Annotated in this window: 12 protein-coding genes; 4 read left to right on the top strand and 8 right to left on the bottom strand. The window is 59.5% G+C overall.

Going from position 1 to position 16,606, the window contains the following annotated elements; translation table 11 throughout:
• Positions 1-32 precede the first annotated feature (32 nt).
• On the bottom strand, positions 33-2,405 hold the full coding sequence (gene ppsA, locus I6L46_RS04350; RefSeq protein WP_216977470.1) for a phosphoenolpyruvate synthase: 2,373 nt from the start codon (positions 2,403-2,405) through the stop codon (positions 33-35).
• A gap of 347 nt (positions 2,406-2,752) precedes the next feature.
• Between ppsA and I6L46_RS04345 the strand changes: the two genes are divergently transcribed.
• The gene (locus tag I6L46_RS04345; RefSeq protein ID WP_005344832.1) at positions 2,753-3,565 is read left to right on the top strand and encodes a pyruvate, water dikinase regulatory protein; all 813 of its coding nucleotides are present in this window, start codon (positions 2,753-2,755) and stop codon (positions 3,563-3,565) included.
• A 239-nt stretch (positions 3,566-3,804) separates the two neighbouring features.
• Here I6L46_RS04345 and I6L46_RS04340 read toward each other — a convergent pair whose 3' ends face one another.
• The gene (locus I6L46_RS04340; protein WP_080771376.1) at positions 3,805-4,140 is read right to left on the bottom strand and encodes a hypothetical protein; all 336 of its coding nucleotides are present in this window, start codon (positions 4,138-4,140) and stop codon (positions 3,805-3,807) included.
• Positions 4,141-4,487: 347 nt separating this feature from the next.
• Here I6L46_RS04340 and I6L46_RS04335 point away from each other — a divergent pair, with 347 nt between their 5' ends.
• Positions 4,488-5,870: an amino acid permease gene (locus I6L46_RS04335; RefSeq protein ID WP_005333893.1), complete on the top strand. Its 1,383-nt coding sequence runs from the start codon at positions 4,488-4,490 to the stop codon at positions 5,868-5,870.
• 86 nt (positions 5,871-5,956) lie between these two features.
• On the opposite strand, the gene I6L46_RS04330 is transcribed toward I6L46_RS04335, so the two are convergent.
• A complete protein-coding gene (locus I6L46_RS04330) occupies positions 5,957-6,283 on the bottom strand; it encodes a helix-turn-helix transcriptional regulator (RefSeq protein ID WP_042053131.1) in 327 nt (108 codons plus the stop codon).
• Between the two features lie 106 nt (positions 6,284-6,389).
• On the opposite strand from I6L46_RS04330, the gene I6L46_RS04325 reads away from it, so the two are divergent.
• Complete coding sequence (locus I6L46_RS04325) at positions 6,390-7,460, top strand: permease (protein ID WP_216977469.1); 1,071 nt, start codon at positions 6,390-6,392, stop codon at positions 7,458-7,460.
• A 127-nt stretch (positions 7,461-7,587) separates the two neighbouring features.
• Here I6L46_RS04325 and I6L46_RS04320 read toward each other — a convergent pair whose 3' ends face one another.
• Positions 7,588-8,298, bottom strand: coding sequence for an HAD family hydrolase (locus tag I6L46_RS04320; protein ID WP_216977468.1), 711 nt, complete (start codon positions 8,296-8,298; stop codon positions 7,588-7,590).
• 203 nt (positions 8,299-8,501) lie between these two features.
• Here I6L46_RS04320 and I6L46_RS04315 point away from each other — a divergent pair, with 203 nt between their 5' ends.
• Positions 8,502-10,055: a PAS domain-containing methyl-accepting chemotaxis protein gene (locus I6L46_RS04315; protein ID WP_216977467.1), complete on the top strand. Its 1,554-nt coding sequence runs from the start codon at positions 8,502-8,504 to the stop codon at positions 10,053-10,055.
• An 87-nt stretch (positions 10,056-10,142) separates the two neighbouring features.
• Here I6L46_RS04315 and gcvP read toward each other — a convergent pair whose 3' ends face one another.
• The 4 genes from gcvP to I6L46_RS04295 all read right to left on the bottom strand — a co-directional run bounded on the left by gcvP (position 10,143) and on the right by I6L46_RS04295 (position 16,577).
• Entirely contained in the window at positions 10,143-13,019 is a 2,877-nt protein-coding gene (gene gcvP / locus I6L46_RS04310) for an aminomethyl-transferring glycine dehydrogenase (RefSeq protein WP_216977466.1), read from the bottom strand.
• Between the two features lie 299 nt (positions 13,020-13,318).
• A complete protein-coding gene (gene gcvH, locus I6L46_RS04305; RefSeq protein ID WP_005333898.1) occupies positions 13,319-13,708 on the bottom strand; it encodes a glycine cleavage system protein GcvH in 390 nt (129 codons plus the stop codon).
• Between the two features lie 86 nt (positions 13,709-13,794).
• Positions 13,795-14,892: a glycine cleavage system aminomethyltransferase GcvT gene (gene gcvT, locus I6L46_RS04300; RefSeq protein ID WP_216977465.1), complete on the bottom strand. Its 1,098-nt coding sequence runs from the start codon at positions 14,890-14,892 to the stop codon at positions 13,795-13,797.
• A 416-nt stretch (positions 14,893-15,308) separates the two neighbouring features.
• A complete protein-coding gene (locus I6L46_RS04295; RefSeq protein WP_216978010.1) occupies positions 15,309-16,577 on the bottom strand; it encodes an FAD-dependent 2-octaprenylphenol hydroxylase in 1,269 nt (422 codons plus the stop codon).
• Between the last annotated feature and the right edge of the window lie 29 nt (positions 16,578-16,606).

The following is a 16,606-nucleotide window of genomic DNA, read 5'->3' as shown; positions in this document are numbered from 1 at the left end:
GCCCCCTTTCTGCTGCTCATTTTGACAGTGACTTACTTGGCGCTATGCTGCTCCGCCAAATAGAGCCAGGTATCGACCACGGTATCGGGGTTGAGCGACACCGAGTCGATCCCCTGCTCCACCAGCCAGGCGGCGAAGTCCGGGTGATCGGATGGGCCCTGACCGCAGATCCCCACGTACTTGCCCGCCTTGCGCGCAGCCTGAATAGCCATCGCCAGCAGCGCCTTGACCGCCTCGTTACGCTCGTCGAACAGATGGGCGATTAGCCCAGAGTCCCTGTCCAGCCCAAGGGTAAGCTGGGTCATGTCGTTGGAGCCGATGGAGAAGCCGTCCACGTGCTCCAAAAACTTGTCTGCCAACAGGGCGTTGCTCGGGATCTCGCACATCATGATCACCTTGAGCCCCCGCTCGCCACGGCGCAGACCGTTTTCGGCCAGGATCTCGATCACCTGCTCCGCCTCGCCCACGGTGCGCACGAAGGGGATCATCACCTCGACGTTGGTCAACCCCATCACATCGCGCACCCGCTTGATCGCCTCACACTCGAGGGCAAAGCAGGGGCGGAAGCTATCGGCGATGTAGCGGGATGCGCCACGAAAACCGATCATCGGGTTCTCCTCGTGGGGCTCGTAGCCACGACCGCCCACCAGATTGGCGTACTCGTTGGACTTGAAGTCCGACATCCGCACGATCACCCGCTCCGGCCAGAAGGCGGCGCCCAGAGTGGCGATCCCCTCGGTCAGCTTGGCCACGTAGAACTCCCGCGGGCTGTCGTAACCGGCAATCATCTTGGCGATGGTGGCCTTGAGCTCGGGACTCTGCTGGTCAAACTCCAGCAAGGCCTTGGGGTGCACCCCGATCATCCGGTTGATGATGAATTCAAGGCGCGCCAGCCCCACCCCGGCATTGGGCAACTGGGCAAAGTCGAACGCGCGATCCGGGTTGCCGACGTTCATCATGATCTTGATGGGCAGGCGCGGCATATTGCCCACCTCGGTCACTGCCACGTCGAAGTCCAACTCGCCGTCATAGATAAAACCGGTATCCCCTTCCGCGCAGGAGACGGTGATCCGCTGACCCGGCTGAATATGGTCGGTAGCGTTGCCACAGCCCACCACTGCCGGAATGCCCAGCTCACGGGCGATGATGGCGGCGTGACAGGTACGGCCCCCCCGGTTGGTGACGATGGCGGAGGCCCGTTTCATGATGGGCTCCCAGTCCGGGTCGGTCATGTCGGTGACCAGCACATCGCCGGGTTGCACTTCGTCCATCTGGTTGATGGAGGAGATGACACGCGCCGGGCCCGCACCAATCTTGTGGCCGATAGCCCGCCCTTCGATCAGCACCTTGCCCGCTTGCTTGAGGGCAAAACGCTCGAGGGTGTTGGCCTCCTGGCGGCTGCGCACGGTTTCCGGGCGGGCCTGCACTATGTAGAGTTGGCCATCCTGACCATCCTTGGCCCACTCGATATCCATCGGGCGGCCATAGTGCTGCTCGATGATGAGGGCCTGTTTCGCCAGCGCCATTACCTCCTCATCTGTGATGCAGAAGCGGCTGCGCTCGGCCTCATCGGTGTCGACAATCTTCACCTGACGGCCGTGACCGGCATCGTCCGAGTAGGTCATCTTGATAAGCTTGGAGCCGAGGGTCTTGCGTACCACCGCCGGGCGGCCCCCCTTGAGGGTCGGCTTGTGCACGTAGAACTCGTCCGGGTTGACCGCGCCCTGCACCACCATCTCGCCAAGACCATGGGCCCCGGTGATAAAGACCACGTCGTTGAAGCCGGACTCGGTATCCAGAGTAAACATGACGCCGGAGGCGGCGAGATCCGAGCGCACCATCCGCTGCACCCCGGCCGAGAGGGCAACGCCCTTGTGGTCATAGCCCTGATGCACCCGATAGGAGATGGCACGATCGTTGAACAGGGAAGCAAACACATGCTTGACCGCCGTCATGACGGCATCGATGCCACGTACGTTGAGGAAGGTCTCCTGCTGACCGGCAAAGGAGGCGTCCGGCATATCCTCGGCGGTGGCGGAGGAGCGCACCGCAAACGAGGCCTCGACACCGGCACTCAACTTCTCATAGGCAACCCGGATCGCCTGCTCCAGCTCGGGCTGGAACGGGGCTTCGATCACCCAGTCGCGGATCTGCTGACCGGCCCGGTTGAGGGCGGTGATATCGTCCACATCCAGATTGTCGAGGAGATGGTGTATCTTGCCGTTGAGGCCGCTTGACTCCAGAAACTCGTTAAACGCAAAGGCGGTGGTGGCAAAGCCCCCCGGCACGGATACGCCGGCGCCAGAGAGGTTGCTGATCATCTCGCCAAGGGATGCGTTCTTGCCGCCAACTCGTTCTACGTCCTGCATTCCGAGTTGTTCGTACCAGAGCACGTACTGTTGCACTTGGATGTCTCCAGGTTGGTGGGCACCGATGCCATAGCACCTCGTGCGCCCGATTTAATCGATGAGGTTATGGGTAAGTCAGATGCGTTATTGTCTGTTTCTTATGTTGCCAACGACCACGAAAACGTTTTCTATTGGCTTTCAAAAAAATCCCCGAGCAAGCGTTGGGGATGGTCGAATGACCGGAACATTCTACAATGGCGACATAAAAAGATAACGATTCAGGTTTGCAAGCCACTTCACAACTTGGGCACAGCAGACCGGTTGACAAAACTGGTATGGTTTCGGGAGATACTTCTCACCCCTTACCCCATGCAACCCCACCCGCGGTATCACAGGAGCCCCACGTGCACACCGTATTTTATGTTTCAGACGGCACCGCCATCACCGCCGAAGTGTTCGGCCATGCAGTACTGAGCCAGTTTCCGCTGGCCTTCGAGCAGATCACTATCCCCTTTGTGGAGACACTGGAGAAAGCCCGTCAGGTACGGATGCGGATCGACGAGCAGTTTCGCCAGACCGGGGTACGCCCCATCCTGTTTCACACCATCGTCGACCCGCTGGTACGGGAAGAGGTTCTCAAATCGGAGGCGTGCGGCCATGACTTTCTCAATACCTTCGTCAGCCCGCTGGAGCAGGAGCTGGGGGTAAAAGCCGAGCCCCGCCTCCACCGCACCCACGGTATGGAGAATCGCAAGCTCTATGACGATCGCATCGAGGCGGTCAACTTCGCACTGGCCAACGACGATGGCATCACCACCAAAGAGTACGATGAGGCGGACATCATCCTGATCGGGGTCTCCCGCTGCGGTAAGACCCCCACCAGCCTCTATCTGGCGCTGCAGTTCGGCATTCGCGCCGCCAACTACCCCTTTATCGAGCAGGACATGGGGATGCTGGAGCTGCCCGCCCCCCTCAAGGCCAACCGTCACAAGCTGTTTGGCCTCACCATAGCGCCGCAGCGGCTGCACGAGATCCGTAACCAGCGCCGTGCCAACAGCCGCTACTCCTCCATCGAACAGTGCGAGCAGGAGCTGGCCTGCGTGGAGCGGCTGTTTCGCCAGGAGGCGATCCGCTTCCTCGATACCAGCTCCCACTCGGTGGAGGAGATCAGCGCCAAGGTCCTCGAGGCAACCGGTCTGCGCCGCCAGCTCTGTTAAGCCAGCTTGACAGCTATCGGCATCAACAAAAGATAAAAATTACAGTGTCGCGGCGAAAGTCAGCTGTGGCGAACTGCAATTCACATAGATGACAGTGAAAAGCGTGGATAAAAAAGGGATAAGCACCACAAATGCTTATCCCTCTTCTTGTCGACCTTAGCGTTGTGCCCTTGTCACCTGCAGCCAGTTAGCCGCTATTCGATTCCATTCTGCTGCGCTCGGCAAACAGCCAGCGTTAACTAACGATTGAGCTCCGGGTTGTTCATCAACCGGGCATAGAAGGCCAGCAAACCGTGGCGCAGGCGAACCCGCTCCGCCAGCCAGCCGCCAACGAGCGCCCCCGTTACCCCACCCGCCAGCAACAGCGACTGCCAGTAGTGCAGCAACTCCTGATCACCGAGTAACAGCCAACCCAGCAACATAATCGCGGCCACCAGCAACAACAGCGGACTGGCGGCAATCCCTAACCAGAGCGCCACCTGTACACCCCGGGCAACCCCCTGTTGCAGCACGCTTTCGCACTTTCTGTACTCCAACTCCCTGCACTCTTCCCTGTACTCTCGCTTGTTTGGCATCATTTGCATCCATTTGTGGCTTGGCACCACAAAAGCACACCAACAAGACAAAATGTCAATCAAACAGAATTCGACTGCACAAACATTAACCAAAAACTACCAAGAAGCCTCTTCAGATCATGAAAAAGCTGCCTTTGGTACAAAACACGGCCATTAGAGATGGAAAACAGGTGCATTCATGGCGGATTATCACTATTCTGCTTCGGTTGCCAGCCAACACTAAAAATTGCAAATGGCATGATGTAACGAAATAAATACAGCTTTCGTCAGGTTTTGGCTACGCACTGCGGCCTGCTCAGGATGAGCCCAACACCGACCAGAGACAACAGAGACGTAAGGACAGACCCATGGATTTGAAACAAGACGGTGAGGAGCTGAAGCGCGGCCTTAAAAACCGCCACATTCAGTTGATTGCTTTGGGCGGCGCCATCGGCACCGGCCTCTTTCTGGGCATTGCCCAAACCATCAAGATGGCAGGTCCCTCGGTCCTGCTGGGGTATGCCATCGGCGGCTTTATCGCCTTCCTGATCATGCGCCAGCTCGGTGAAATGGTGGTGGAAGAGCCGGTAGCCGGTTCATTCAGCCACTTTGCCTACAAATACTGGGGCGAGTTTGCCGGTTTTGCGTCCGGCTGGAACTACTGGGTGCTCTACGTGCTGGTGAGCATGGCCGAGCTGACCGCGGTGGGCATCTATGTCCAGTACTGGTGGCCCGAGATCCCGACCTGGATGTCGGCAGCCTTCTTCTTCGTGCTGATCAACGCCATCAACCTCTCCAACGTCAAAGCGTTTGGCGAGATGGAGTTCTGGTTCGCCATCATCAAGGTGGTCGCCATCATCGGCATGATTGGCTTTGGCGGCTATCTGCTCATCTCCGGTGCCGGCGGCCCCGAGGCGAGCGTGACCAACCTGTGGGCCCAGGGCGGCTTCTTCCCCAACGGCATCAGCGGTCTGGTGATGGCGATGGCGGTGATCATGTTCTCCTTTGGCGGTCTGGAGCTGGTGGGCATTACCGCCGCCGAAGCGGACAACCCCGAGAAGAGCATTCCCAAGGCCACCAATCAGGTGATCTACCGCATCCTCATCTTCTACATCGGCGCCCTGGCTATCCTGATGTCCCTCTATCCCTGGGGTAAAGTGGTGGAAGGCGGCAGCCCGTTCGTGATGATTTTCCACGCTCTGGACAGCAATCTGGTCGCCACCGTGCTCAACATCGTGGTACTGACGGCGGCACTGTCGGTCTACAACAGCTGCGTCTACTGCAACAGCCGGATGCTGTTCGGTCTGGCCAAGCAGGGCAACGGCCCGAAAGCCCTGCTCAAGACCAACAAGAGCGGCGTGCCGCTGGTTGCCCTCTCGGTCTCGGCCATCGCCACCCTGCTCTGCGTGCTGATCAACTACCTGATGCCGGGCAAGGCGTTCGGCCTGCTGATGGCGCTGGTGGTCTCCGCACTGGTGATCAACTGGGCGATGATCAGCCTCGCGCACCTCAAGTTCCGCAAGGCCAAGGTCGCAGAAGGCGTCCAGCCCAAGTTCAAGGCGTTCTGGTACCCCTTCGGCAACTACCTCTGCCTCGCGTTTATGGCCGGTATTCTGGTGATCATGTATATGACCCCCGATTTCCGCATCTCGGTCGAACTTATCCCCGCCTGGCTGGTGGTACTGGGCATTGGCTTTGTCATCAAGCGCAAAGGACAGGCCCAAAGCAAGGTTGCAGCCAATCTGGGTTAATACCCGCAGTTGAGAAAAACAATGCAAAACGCCGATCGCATGATCGGCGTTTTTATTGCGCGCAGCACGACTAGCAGCCATAGCCCTCAGGAAGACAGTTCTTGCCTTTGATCTTGCCGATGCTCCGGGCTGTTGACGCAACACTCATCGCGGAAAAAGGCGATGATCTCCTCCAACACCGCGTATTGAGAGACGCAAAGCAGGGTGCGACTCTCCCGGTTTTGCTTCACCAGCCCCACCGAGACCAGCGCCGCGATATGGTGGCTGAGGGTAGAAGCGGGGATCGCCAGCTGCTTTTGCAGCTCCCCCACCGGCAGCCCCTGCTCTCCCGCCTTGACCAGATGCTTGAAGATAAACAGCCGGGTCGGATGACCCAGCTCTTTCAATGCCTTGGCGACCTCTTCCAGTTGCATCTCTGCGCCCTCCACGAATTTGACATTTCGATAATACCAGAAATATCTTGACCGACCATTAATTTCGATTATTTTGGAAATGTAGAAACAAAGTGAGGATACGACAATGAATGAGTGGTTAACCATGCTGACCGATGCAGCCCAGATGTTCCTGTTTCTGGCTGTCGAGCTGTCGGTGCTGTTTCTGGTCATTAGCGCCGGGGTCAGCCTGATCCGTCAGAAGATCCCCGACGAAAAGATCCAGCGGATGCTGGGGGCGAGACATGGCAAAGGCTATCTGCTCTCGGCCCTGCTCGGTGCCGTCACCCCCTTTTGCAGCTGCTCCACCATCCCCATGCTGAGAGGATTGCTCTCGGCCAAGGCTGGCTTTGGCCCCACCCTCACCTTCCTGTTTATCTCGCCACTGCTGAACCCCATCATCGTCGGCTTGATGTGGGCCACCTTCGGCTGGAAAGTGACCCTGCTCTACGCCGTGATCGCCGCCAGCGTCTCCGTCATGGCGAGCATGCTGCTCGACAGATTGGGATTCGAGCGCCATGTCATCGACCCCAAAGAGGCCACCCCCTCTTGCGGTAGCGGCTGTGGCCCGGCGACCCGCACCACCACTCAAGCACATTGCAGTGACAACCAACGCAGTGCCATTCGCGCAATCAAACCCCTCAACGGGGCAGCATGCTGCCCGGCACCGCAACCAGAGATGGCAGAGCAGGCCGCCCTCTCCTGCTGCAGCGATGGCACTGCAACCCTAGCCAGTGCGCCACAGCTCCCCACCGCCTGGGTCAAAGCTCGCATCGATGCCTGGCAGCAGTTCAAAGCGGTATTGCCCTTCCTGCTGCTGGGGGTGCTCATCGGCTCGTTTATTTACGGTTTTATTCCGGCCGAGTGGATCGCCGCCCATGCTGGCGCCGACAACCCGCTGGCCATCCCCTTCAGCACCATCGTCGGGATCCCGCTCTACATCCGCGCCGAAGCCGTGATCCCGCTGGCGTCGGTACTACTGGGTAAAGGGATGGGAATGGGCGCCGTCATGGCGCTGATCATCGGCAGTGCCGGTGCCAGCCTGACCGAGGTGATCCTGCTCAAATCGATGTTCAGAACCCCGATGATTGCGGCCTTTCTTACCGTGATCCTCGGCATGGCGATCCTGATGGGCTACCTGACACAACTGTTGTTTTAAGGCCCCCATCTTTAAACAGACAGAGTTTTAAGCCAGCAGAGTGTGAAACCATCCGGCACCTCATAGACAAAACGCCGATCAACTGATCGGCGTTTTATCTATTCCGTACGGCAATCTGCAACCGGCGTTACAGATATTGCCCAACGATGGGGAGCAGATCCTCGACGTCACGGGCGATATAGTCGGGTTGGTGTTCCCAGCGCTCCGGGGTCGCGCGGCTATAGGCGACAGCCACCGATATCACACGGCTCTGCTCGCCAAGCGCCGCTTGCAAATGACGGGCAAACTGCACATCCGCTTCATGGTCACCGATATAGATCAGCGACTGGCACCTGGCTGGGCCGAAGATAGACTCCAGACATTTGAGGCCACCGAAAGGATGAGGTTTTTGCTGCTGTCCAGGCACGTCATCATAGCCGACCACAGCCTTGAACAGGCTGTTCACGCCATGCTGCTCCAGTACGCGGCGAATGTTCTTTTGGGAGTTCTGCGAACAAATTCCGTGGGGAATGGCAGAGAAATGGTCAATCACCGCCTCCAGCCCCGCAAAAAACCGCACCTCGGTCCGGTTCATCTCCTGATGCTTGGCCCACAGACTGCCAGCCAGCACCATCTCGTCCCGCGACAAACCGTAGTAATCCATATAGAGCGCCTGCCAGTTCTTGGCGGCGTGATTGGCATGGTGATACTCCGCTTCGCTGCGCAGATAGCGCGGCAGATGTTCTCCGGTCAGATGAGGGGCGACCTCAGCCAGGATCTGCTTGGTGATATCGATATTCTTCGGCACCGAGTTGACCAGAGTACCGTCATAATCCCATAAAATCGCATCCAACTTCATTGCGTTACCTGTCTCGCTGCACAGCCATAAGTCACGCCATGTTACTTGGCTTGCCTCTCCTCGCCAAACCGCGCTGTAAAAATGTGAGACCCATCCCGTCCCCACGCAGTAGCACAAGAGTTAATGTGCAACAACACAATAAATGAACATCCTCTGCCATACTCAGACGAAGTATTCCGTTACGCCGAAACCGGAGTCTGATCATGGTAACCAGCTCGCTTCACACCACAGATACCGAGGTTGAATTTGCCGACGATATCCAGTTGGTATCGACGACCGATCTCAAAGGGGACATCACCTACGCCAATCCGGCGTTTTGTCAGGTGGCAGGCTATCGCCTGGAAGAGATGTTGGGGCAGCATCACAATCTGGTGCGCCACCCCGACATGCCCAAGGCAGCGTTTGCCGATCTCTGGGCCCACCTGCAGGCGGGTAAACCATGGCGAGGGATGGTAAAAAACCGCTGCAAAGATGGTCGCTATTATTGGGTTGATGCCTATGTCACCCCGATTTATGAAGATGGCAAGATGGTGGGTTACCAATCCGTCCGCTGCCGCCCCGCCGCAGAGCACAAAGCGCGTGCCAGCCAGATGTACAAAACCCTTAAAGCCCGTGAAACCGGCTCTGCCATTCACGTGGGCCTGCGTCAACTCACGCCGGCCATGATGACCATCCCCCTGCTGCTCGTCAGCGTGATCAGCGCGCTCTGGCTGATCTCACCGCTGCAGGCGCTCTGGGTAATCATACCCCTCTTGGCAACAATCTGGTTCAATCGCCACCCTCTCTTCCTAACGCCGCGATTCTTGCAGCAGCTCGAGCAGGATTACGACAGCATCAGCCGCCTTATCTTCTCGGGGGATGCCCCCCACAGCATCGCCGATTTCCATATCAAACTCGGGCAAGCGAAGATCCGTACCGTACTCGGCCGGGTGGATGACACCACGGCTTCGCTCAATGCCATGGCCAATGACCTGCGCGGCTCCGCCTCGCTGGCCAGCCAGGATATCTCTTCGCAAGACACGCAGATCCAGCAGATTGCCACCGCCGTCACCCAGATGGCTTCGGCCGCCGAGGAGATCAACCGCAATATTCAAGACAGCAACAGCCAGATCGAAGAGGCTCGTAGCCACTGTATCTCCACCAGCACCCAGCTTTCGGAAGCAGGAGAAGAGATGTCGGCGCTGGCCACCCAGGCGGAGCAAGCCTTCCAGTCAGCTGTCGAGCTGGCGAGCGAGTCCGAGCGGATCGGCACCATCATGAGCGAAATTCGCGGCATTGCGGATCAAACCAACCTGCTGGCGCTCAATGCCTCCATCGAAGCCGCACGGGCAGGCGATCAGGGGCGTGGCTTTGCAGTGGTGGCGGACGAGGTTCGCAGCCTGTCGACCAGAACCCACAAGGCGACAGAGCAGATCCAGAACAGCATTGGCCATATCCAACAAACCCTGGGGGGATGGAAAGAGATGATGCATCTCAATGTGACCAGAACCAACGCCTGCCTCGCCACCACTCGGGCAAGCACCGGCAACCTGAATCAGGTTGTGGTCGAGATAGACAAGGTCTCTGATTTTTCCAACCAGATCACCGCCGCGGCCACCGAGCAACAAGCGGTCATCGAGGAGATAAGTCGCAATATCAACCAGATATCCTCGCTCTCTCACGATAACAGCCTCAAAATCGATCAAGTGAGTGAAACCAGTGCCAACTTGCAGAGCAAAGCGAGTCAGCTCAAGGACTTAAGCCGGACATTCGGATAGCAGCAATCAGATGACATATAAAAAGGGCCACCCGTCTGGGTGGCCCTGTTGTTTATAAGGCTTAACTGTAGCTCCTAAAAACGCCACTTACTTGGCGTAATCCTCAGTCGGGATACAAGAGCAGAACAGGTTGCGATCGCCGTAGACGTCGTCGATGCGGTTCACTGATGGCCACAGCTTGCTGGCGCGCACGGCGTCGGACGGGAAGACCGCCTCGGCACGGCTGTAGCCACGGGACCACTCTGCATCCATCACGTCATCCTGAGTGTGCGGCGCATGGACCAGCGGGTTGTCGGCGAGGCTCCACTGCCCCTCCTGCACCTTGGCAATCTCGGCGCGGATGGACGTCATCGCCTCGACGAAGCGATCCAGCTCGCGCTTGGATTCCGACTCGGTCGGCTCGACCATCAGGGTGCCCGCCACCGGAAAGCTCATGGTCGGTGCGTGGAAGCCGTAGTCCATCAGCCGCTTGGCTACGTCCATCTCGCTGATGCCGGAAGCCTCCTTGAGCGGACGGATATCCAGAATGCACTCGTGGGCCACCCGACCGTTGCGGCCAGAGTAGAGCACCGGGAAGGATTCACCCAGCTTCTTGGCCAGATAGTTGGCGTTGAGGATAGCCACCTGAGTGGATCTCTTCAGCCCCTCGTCACCCAGCATGGCGATATACATCCAGCTGATGGGCAGGATGCTGGCCGAGCCGAACGGTGCCGCCGACACGGCGCCGTTGTCACGGCTCTCCTTGTCGGTCTTGACCACGGCGTGACCGGCCACGAACGGTGCCAGATGCTTCTTCACGCCGATGGGGCCCATGCCCGGGCCGCCACCACCGTGAGGAATGGCGAAGGTCTTGTGCAGGTTGAGGTGAGAGACGTCCGCCCCGATAAAGCCCGGCGCCGTCAACCCGACTTGTGCGTTCATGTTGGCGCCGTCCAGATAGACCTGACCACCGTGCTGGTGAACGATGTCGCACACCTCCTTGATGGTCTCCTCATACACCCCGTGAGTAGAGGGGTAGGTCACCATCAGACAGGAGAGTTGATCCCCCGCCTCGGCCGCCTTGGCGCGCAGATCGTCGAGATCCACGTTGCCGGACTTGTCACAGGCGGTGACGATCACCTTGAGCCCCGCCATCTGGGCAGAGGCCGGGTTGGTGCCGTGGGCAGAAGCTGGGATCAGGCAGATGTCGCGATGCCCTTCACCACGGGACTCGTGGTACTTCTTGATGGCGAGCAGACCCGCGTATTCGCCCTGCGCACCGGAGTTGGGCTGCATGCAGACCGCATCGTAACCGGTCACCTTCACCAGCCAGTTTTCGAGGTCGGCCAGCAGCAGCTGGTAGCCCTTGGCCTGCGCCAGTGGAGCGAACGGGTGCAGCTTGCCAAACTCGGGCCAGGTCACCGGGATCATCTCGGCGGTGGCGTTGAGCTTCATGGTGCAAGAACCCAGGGAAATCATGGCGTAGTTGAGCGCCAGATCTTTGGCTTCGAGACGGTGGATATAACGCAACATCTCGGTTTCGGAGTGGTACTTGTTGAACACCTCGTGGGTCAGCACGGCATCGGTGCGCAGCAGATCCTGCGGGATGGCGTGATGGGCCTGAGCCGCCTTGTCGAGAGCCTCGATATCAAGCCCGTGACCTTGACCGAGGAAGAGATCGAACAGCTCGGCCACATCGCCGCGGGTGGTGGTTTCAGAGAGGGACACCCCTACCGCACCGTCGAGATCGGCGCGCAGGTTGATGCCGAGCCCCTCGGCCTTGGCAATGAGTGCTGCTTTATCTGCCGTCTGCACGGTCAGGGTATCGAACCAGCTGGCATGCTTGAGGGCCACCCCCTTGGCCTGGAGGCCAAGCGCCAGAATGGTAGTGAGACGGTGCACGCGGGAGGCGATGGTTTTCAGTCCCACCGGGCCGTGATAGACGGCGTAGAAGCTCGCCATGTTGGCCAGCAGCACCTGGGCGGTACAGATGTTGGAGTTGGCCTTCTCGCGGCGGATATGCTGCTCGCGGGTCTGCATCGCCATACGCAGCGCGGCCTTGCCACGGGCATCCTTGGAAACACCGATAATGCGGCCCGGCATGGAGCGCTTGTAGGCATCGCGGGTGGCGAAGAAGGCGGCGTGGGGGCCACCGTAACCCATGGGCACGCCAAAGCGCTGGGCGGAACCCAACACCACGTCGGCACCCAGCTCGCCCGGGGATTTGAGCAGCAGCAGGGAGAGCAGGTCGGCGCTGACGCAGGCCAGCCCTTTCTGGGCCTGTACCGCGGCAATCAGGGCGCGCAGATCTTTCACCTCACCTGTGGTGGTGGGGTACTGGAACAGGGCACCGAACACCTCTTCGCTCACCGCGTCGCTCGCGGCGCCAACCGCCACGTCGAAACCAAAGTGAACCGCGCGCTCCTTAACCACGTCGATCACCTGCGGGTGCACGTCATCGGCCACGAAGAAGAGGTTGGATTTGGACTTGGCCATCCGCTTGGCCAGCGCCATCGCCTCGGCGGCGGCGGTCGCTTCATCCAGCAGGGAGGCACTCGCCAGATCCATGCCGGTCAGATCCAGCGTCAGCTGCTGGAAGTTGAGCAGGGCTTCGAGACGGCCCTGTGCCAGCTCGGGCTGGTAGGGGGTGTAGGCGGTATACCAACCCGGATTTTCCAGCACGTTACGCAAAATGACGTGGGGCACATGGGTATCGTGATAACCCATGCCGATATAGCTCTTGGCAATCTTGTTCTGGGCGGCATAGCCCTTGAGCTTTGCCAGCGCCTCCACTTCGGTCATGCCGGCACCGATCCCCAGCGGACCCGGCAGGCGAATGGCGGCGGGCACGGTCTGGGCAATCAGATCGTCCAGGCTTTCGGCCCCGACGGTCGCCAGCAGCTGGCGCAGCTCTTCTTCGCTCGGGCCGATATGGCGGCGGACAAAATCGGTTTTTTGCTCGAGTTCAAACAGTGACTGGGTCATTTCCCTATTTCCTGATAAATAAGTCCTGGCATGACATCCTGATAACCAAGACCTGATGTTCCAGATCGTCGGCTGATACCGACTCCACTCATGTTCTGGGTCCCGCAGAGAGGGTGCGGCACCGGATGCTGCGGCAGCATCAAGAGGGGATCGCCTTGTTGCGAACCGGCCTGTTTGCCCCCTAGGCACCCAGGCTGTTAAACGGCAGGCGTGGGCGACTTCACCCTTCCACCGGCCGGTGCTTGCCCGGCTGGCGGTCATACAAAGGGGCCCTGCTGTGTTGGCAGGGCCCGGGGGCATTACTCTTCGTCCACCACATTCTGGTAGCCTTCGGCATCCAGCAGGTTGGCCAGCTCGCTCTCGTCATCGAGCTTGATGCGGAACAGCCAGCCAGCGCTGTAGGGGTCGGAGTTGACCAGCTCGGGGCTCCCTTCCAGCTCTTCGTTAACGGCAATGATCTCGCCGCTCACCGGGCTGTAGATGTCGGAGGCCGCCTTGACCGACTCGGCCACGGCGCAGTCGTCACCGGCACTGACCTGCTTGCCCACTTCCGGCAGCTCGACAAACACCATGTCACCCAGCAGCTCCTGGGCGTGCTCGGTGATACCGACCACGGCCTCGCCGTTGGCTTCAACACGGATCCACTCGTGGGAAGTGGCATATTTCAGTTCGCTCGGGATATGGCTCATTTGTGCTTCCTTTGATCTTTGAGTCGCGTTTAAAAACGAATATGAAAAGGGATGGGGGGGAGGCACAGCCCTCCCCCAAGACGATGTTAAACCAGCTTCTGGCCGTTACGGACGAAAGCGGGCTTGGTGACCGTCACGGTGACCAGCTTCTTGCGGATCTCCACCTCGGCCTGCTCGCCGATATCGCGGGGCACCCGCGCCAGGGCAATACTGTAGCCTAGGGTGGGGGAGAAAGAGCCGGAGGTGATCACACCTTCCCGCTTCTCACCGTTTGCCGCGGTGAAGGTAACGGGCATACCGGCACGCAGCACCCCTTTCTCCTCCATCACCAGCCCCACCAGCTTGGGCTGGTTGCCCGCCGCTTTCTGCGCTTCCAGCACGTCGCGGCCGATGAAATTGCGATCGCTCGGCTCCCAGGCGATGGTCCAGGCCATGTTGGCGGCGAGTGGAGAGATTGACTCGTCCATATCCTGACCGTAGAGGTTCATCCCCGCCTCGAGGCGCAGGGTATCGCGAGCACCGAGACCACACGGGGCCACGCCGTTATCCAGCAGCGCTTGCCACAGCTCGCAGGCTTTCTCTTGCGGCACTACGATTTCATAACCATCTTCGCCGGTGTAGCCGGTAGTGGCGATAAAGAGATCGCCAGCCTGCACGCCGAAGAAGGGTTTCATCCCCACTACGGCGGTACGCTGAGCGGCGCTCAGCACAGCAGCAGCCTTGACCTTGGCGTTGGGGCCCTGCACCGCAATCATCGCAAGCTCCGGACGCTCGGTCACTGTGATATCGAAATCGATGGCGTGATGGCGGATCCAGGCCAGATCCTTCTCGCGGGTAGCGGAGTTGACCACCAGCCGGTAGAAGGTATCGGTCAGGTAATAGGTGATGAGGTCATCGATGACGCCGCCTTCCGGATTGAGCATGCCGCTGTAGAGGGCCTTGCCGGGGGCAGTGAGTTTGGCCACGTCGTTGGCCAGCAGGTGTTGCAGAAAGGCTTTGACCCGTTCGCCGGTCAAATCGACGATGGTCATGTGGGAGACATCGAACATACCGGCATCGCTGCGCACCGCGTGGTGCTCTTCCAGCTGGGAGCCGTAGTTGATGGGCATTTCCCAACCGTGGAAGTCCACCATCTTGGCGCCGGCTTCCAGGTGTTTGGGATGCAGTACAGTAGTCTGGATCATCGCATTCTTTCCTTAGCAAAAAGCCTTTTCGCTTTGGCGACCACCCTTGCGACCCGCGCCACCGCTCTGACTGCACTACGTACAGCAAAAAGCGACCGGATCCAAAAGTGTGTGCTCGCTCCTGCCCTTGCCAGGCAAGAGGGATTCCTTGAACGGAGCGGATTATATGACAAGCAGGCGAGCGTGCCGCTCAAAAAAAACTAATCCCCTCCCGTAAAACCGACTCCAGACACTAAGATAAATGCAGTGATAAAAACAGCCATAAGCCGACTCAGGCGAGATTAAATTTTGATTTTTACCGTTTCGTCACAATTTGCAGAAAAACGTTTCGCTCCAGAGCAAAATTAAAGGCTGACACCCAAAACGGGTCATCAGCCTTGTCGGATTACTTTTGTTGTCAAAAACGGCGAGTAATATTAGTTTTTTTCACCCTTGGCCTGCATGGCACTGCCCTTGGTCGCAGCAACAGCCCAGTCAGGACGGGCCAATGCGGGCAACTCTCCCTCCAGCCCCATGGCGGCGCGGATCACCCCCGCCTTGAAGGGCGTCAGCAGATTGGCCGCGCGCAATCCCACGCCCCGCACCAGCTTCTTGAGCGGGTTGGCCCCGCTGAACAGCCGCTTGAGCCCCTCCATCGCCGCCAGCATGCGAGCCGCTTCACTCTTGCGCCAGCGCTCGTAGCTGCGCAGGTTGGCGAGCAGGCCGATATCCTCACCCGCGGCATGATTTTGCAAGACCTGCTCCGCCAGCGCGGCAGCATCCAGCAGGCCAAGGTTGACCCCCTGCCCCGCCAGCGGGTGGATGGTATGGGCGGCATCCCCCACCAGCACCAGCCGCTCGCGAGCAAAGTCGCGGGCATAGCGGGCGGTGAGGGGAATGGCGCTGCGCGGCCCCTCCACCTTGCACAGACCGAGCCGGGCATCGAAGGCGGCGGTAAGCTGGCGATTGAACTGCTCGTCATCGCAGGCACAGAGCGCCTCGGCACGGGCCGCAGGCAGCGACCAGACGATGGAGCAGAGATTCTCCTGCCACAGCGGCAAAAAGGCGAGCGGGCCATCCGGGGTGAAGATCTGGCGTGCCACCGCCTCGTGGGGCTCGGAACAGCGCACCGTTGCCACCAGCGCGTGGTGGCCGTAATCCCAACTGGTAAGGGGAATGTCGGCCTGACGGCGCACCCAGGAGTGGGCGCCATCGGCGGCTACCACCAGTTTGGCCGAGATAGCCTGACCATCTTCAAGAAGCAGCAGGGCGCCCGCCGGGCCGCTCTGCAGGCTCTTGGCTCTGGCGGGGGTCAGCAGTTGGATATTGCTGGCACCTTCAATCGCCTCAAGCAGTGCCAGCTGGATCACCCGATTCTCGACGATGTGGCCGAGATTGGCCTGACGCAGGCTGGCGGCATCGAAGTCGATATGGCCGAAGCTGTCCTGCTCCCACACCGCCATCTTGTCGTAGGCCTGCAGGCGACGCGCTTCAATGCCGTCCCAGGCGCCAACATGGCGCAGGATCTGCTGGCTGGCCAGACTCAGGGCGCTGACCCGGTTATCGGCCACCTCCCCCAGTTGCGGATCGGGCAATTGCCCCTCCACCACCAGTACCTTGAGGGCGCTATGTTTCAAGGCCGCAGCGAACCCAAGCCCCACCATGCCGCCACCGACAATCACCACATCCACATTTTGCATCTGCATCATCTCATCCTTTCAGGGCTGACCGGCTG

The organism is Aeromonas sp. FDAARGOS 1416 (genome assembly GCF_019048085.1).
Lineage (GTDB): Bacteria > Pseudomonadota > Gammaproteobacteria > Enterobacterales > Aeromonadaceae > Aeromonas > Aeromonas veronii.
Note: the sequence above shows the minus strand (reverse complement) of the source record. Positions and strands in the feature narration are given on the sequence as shown.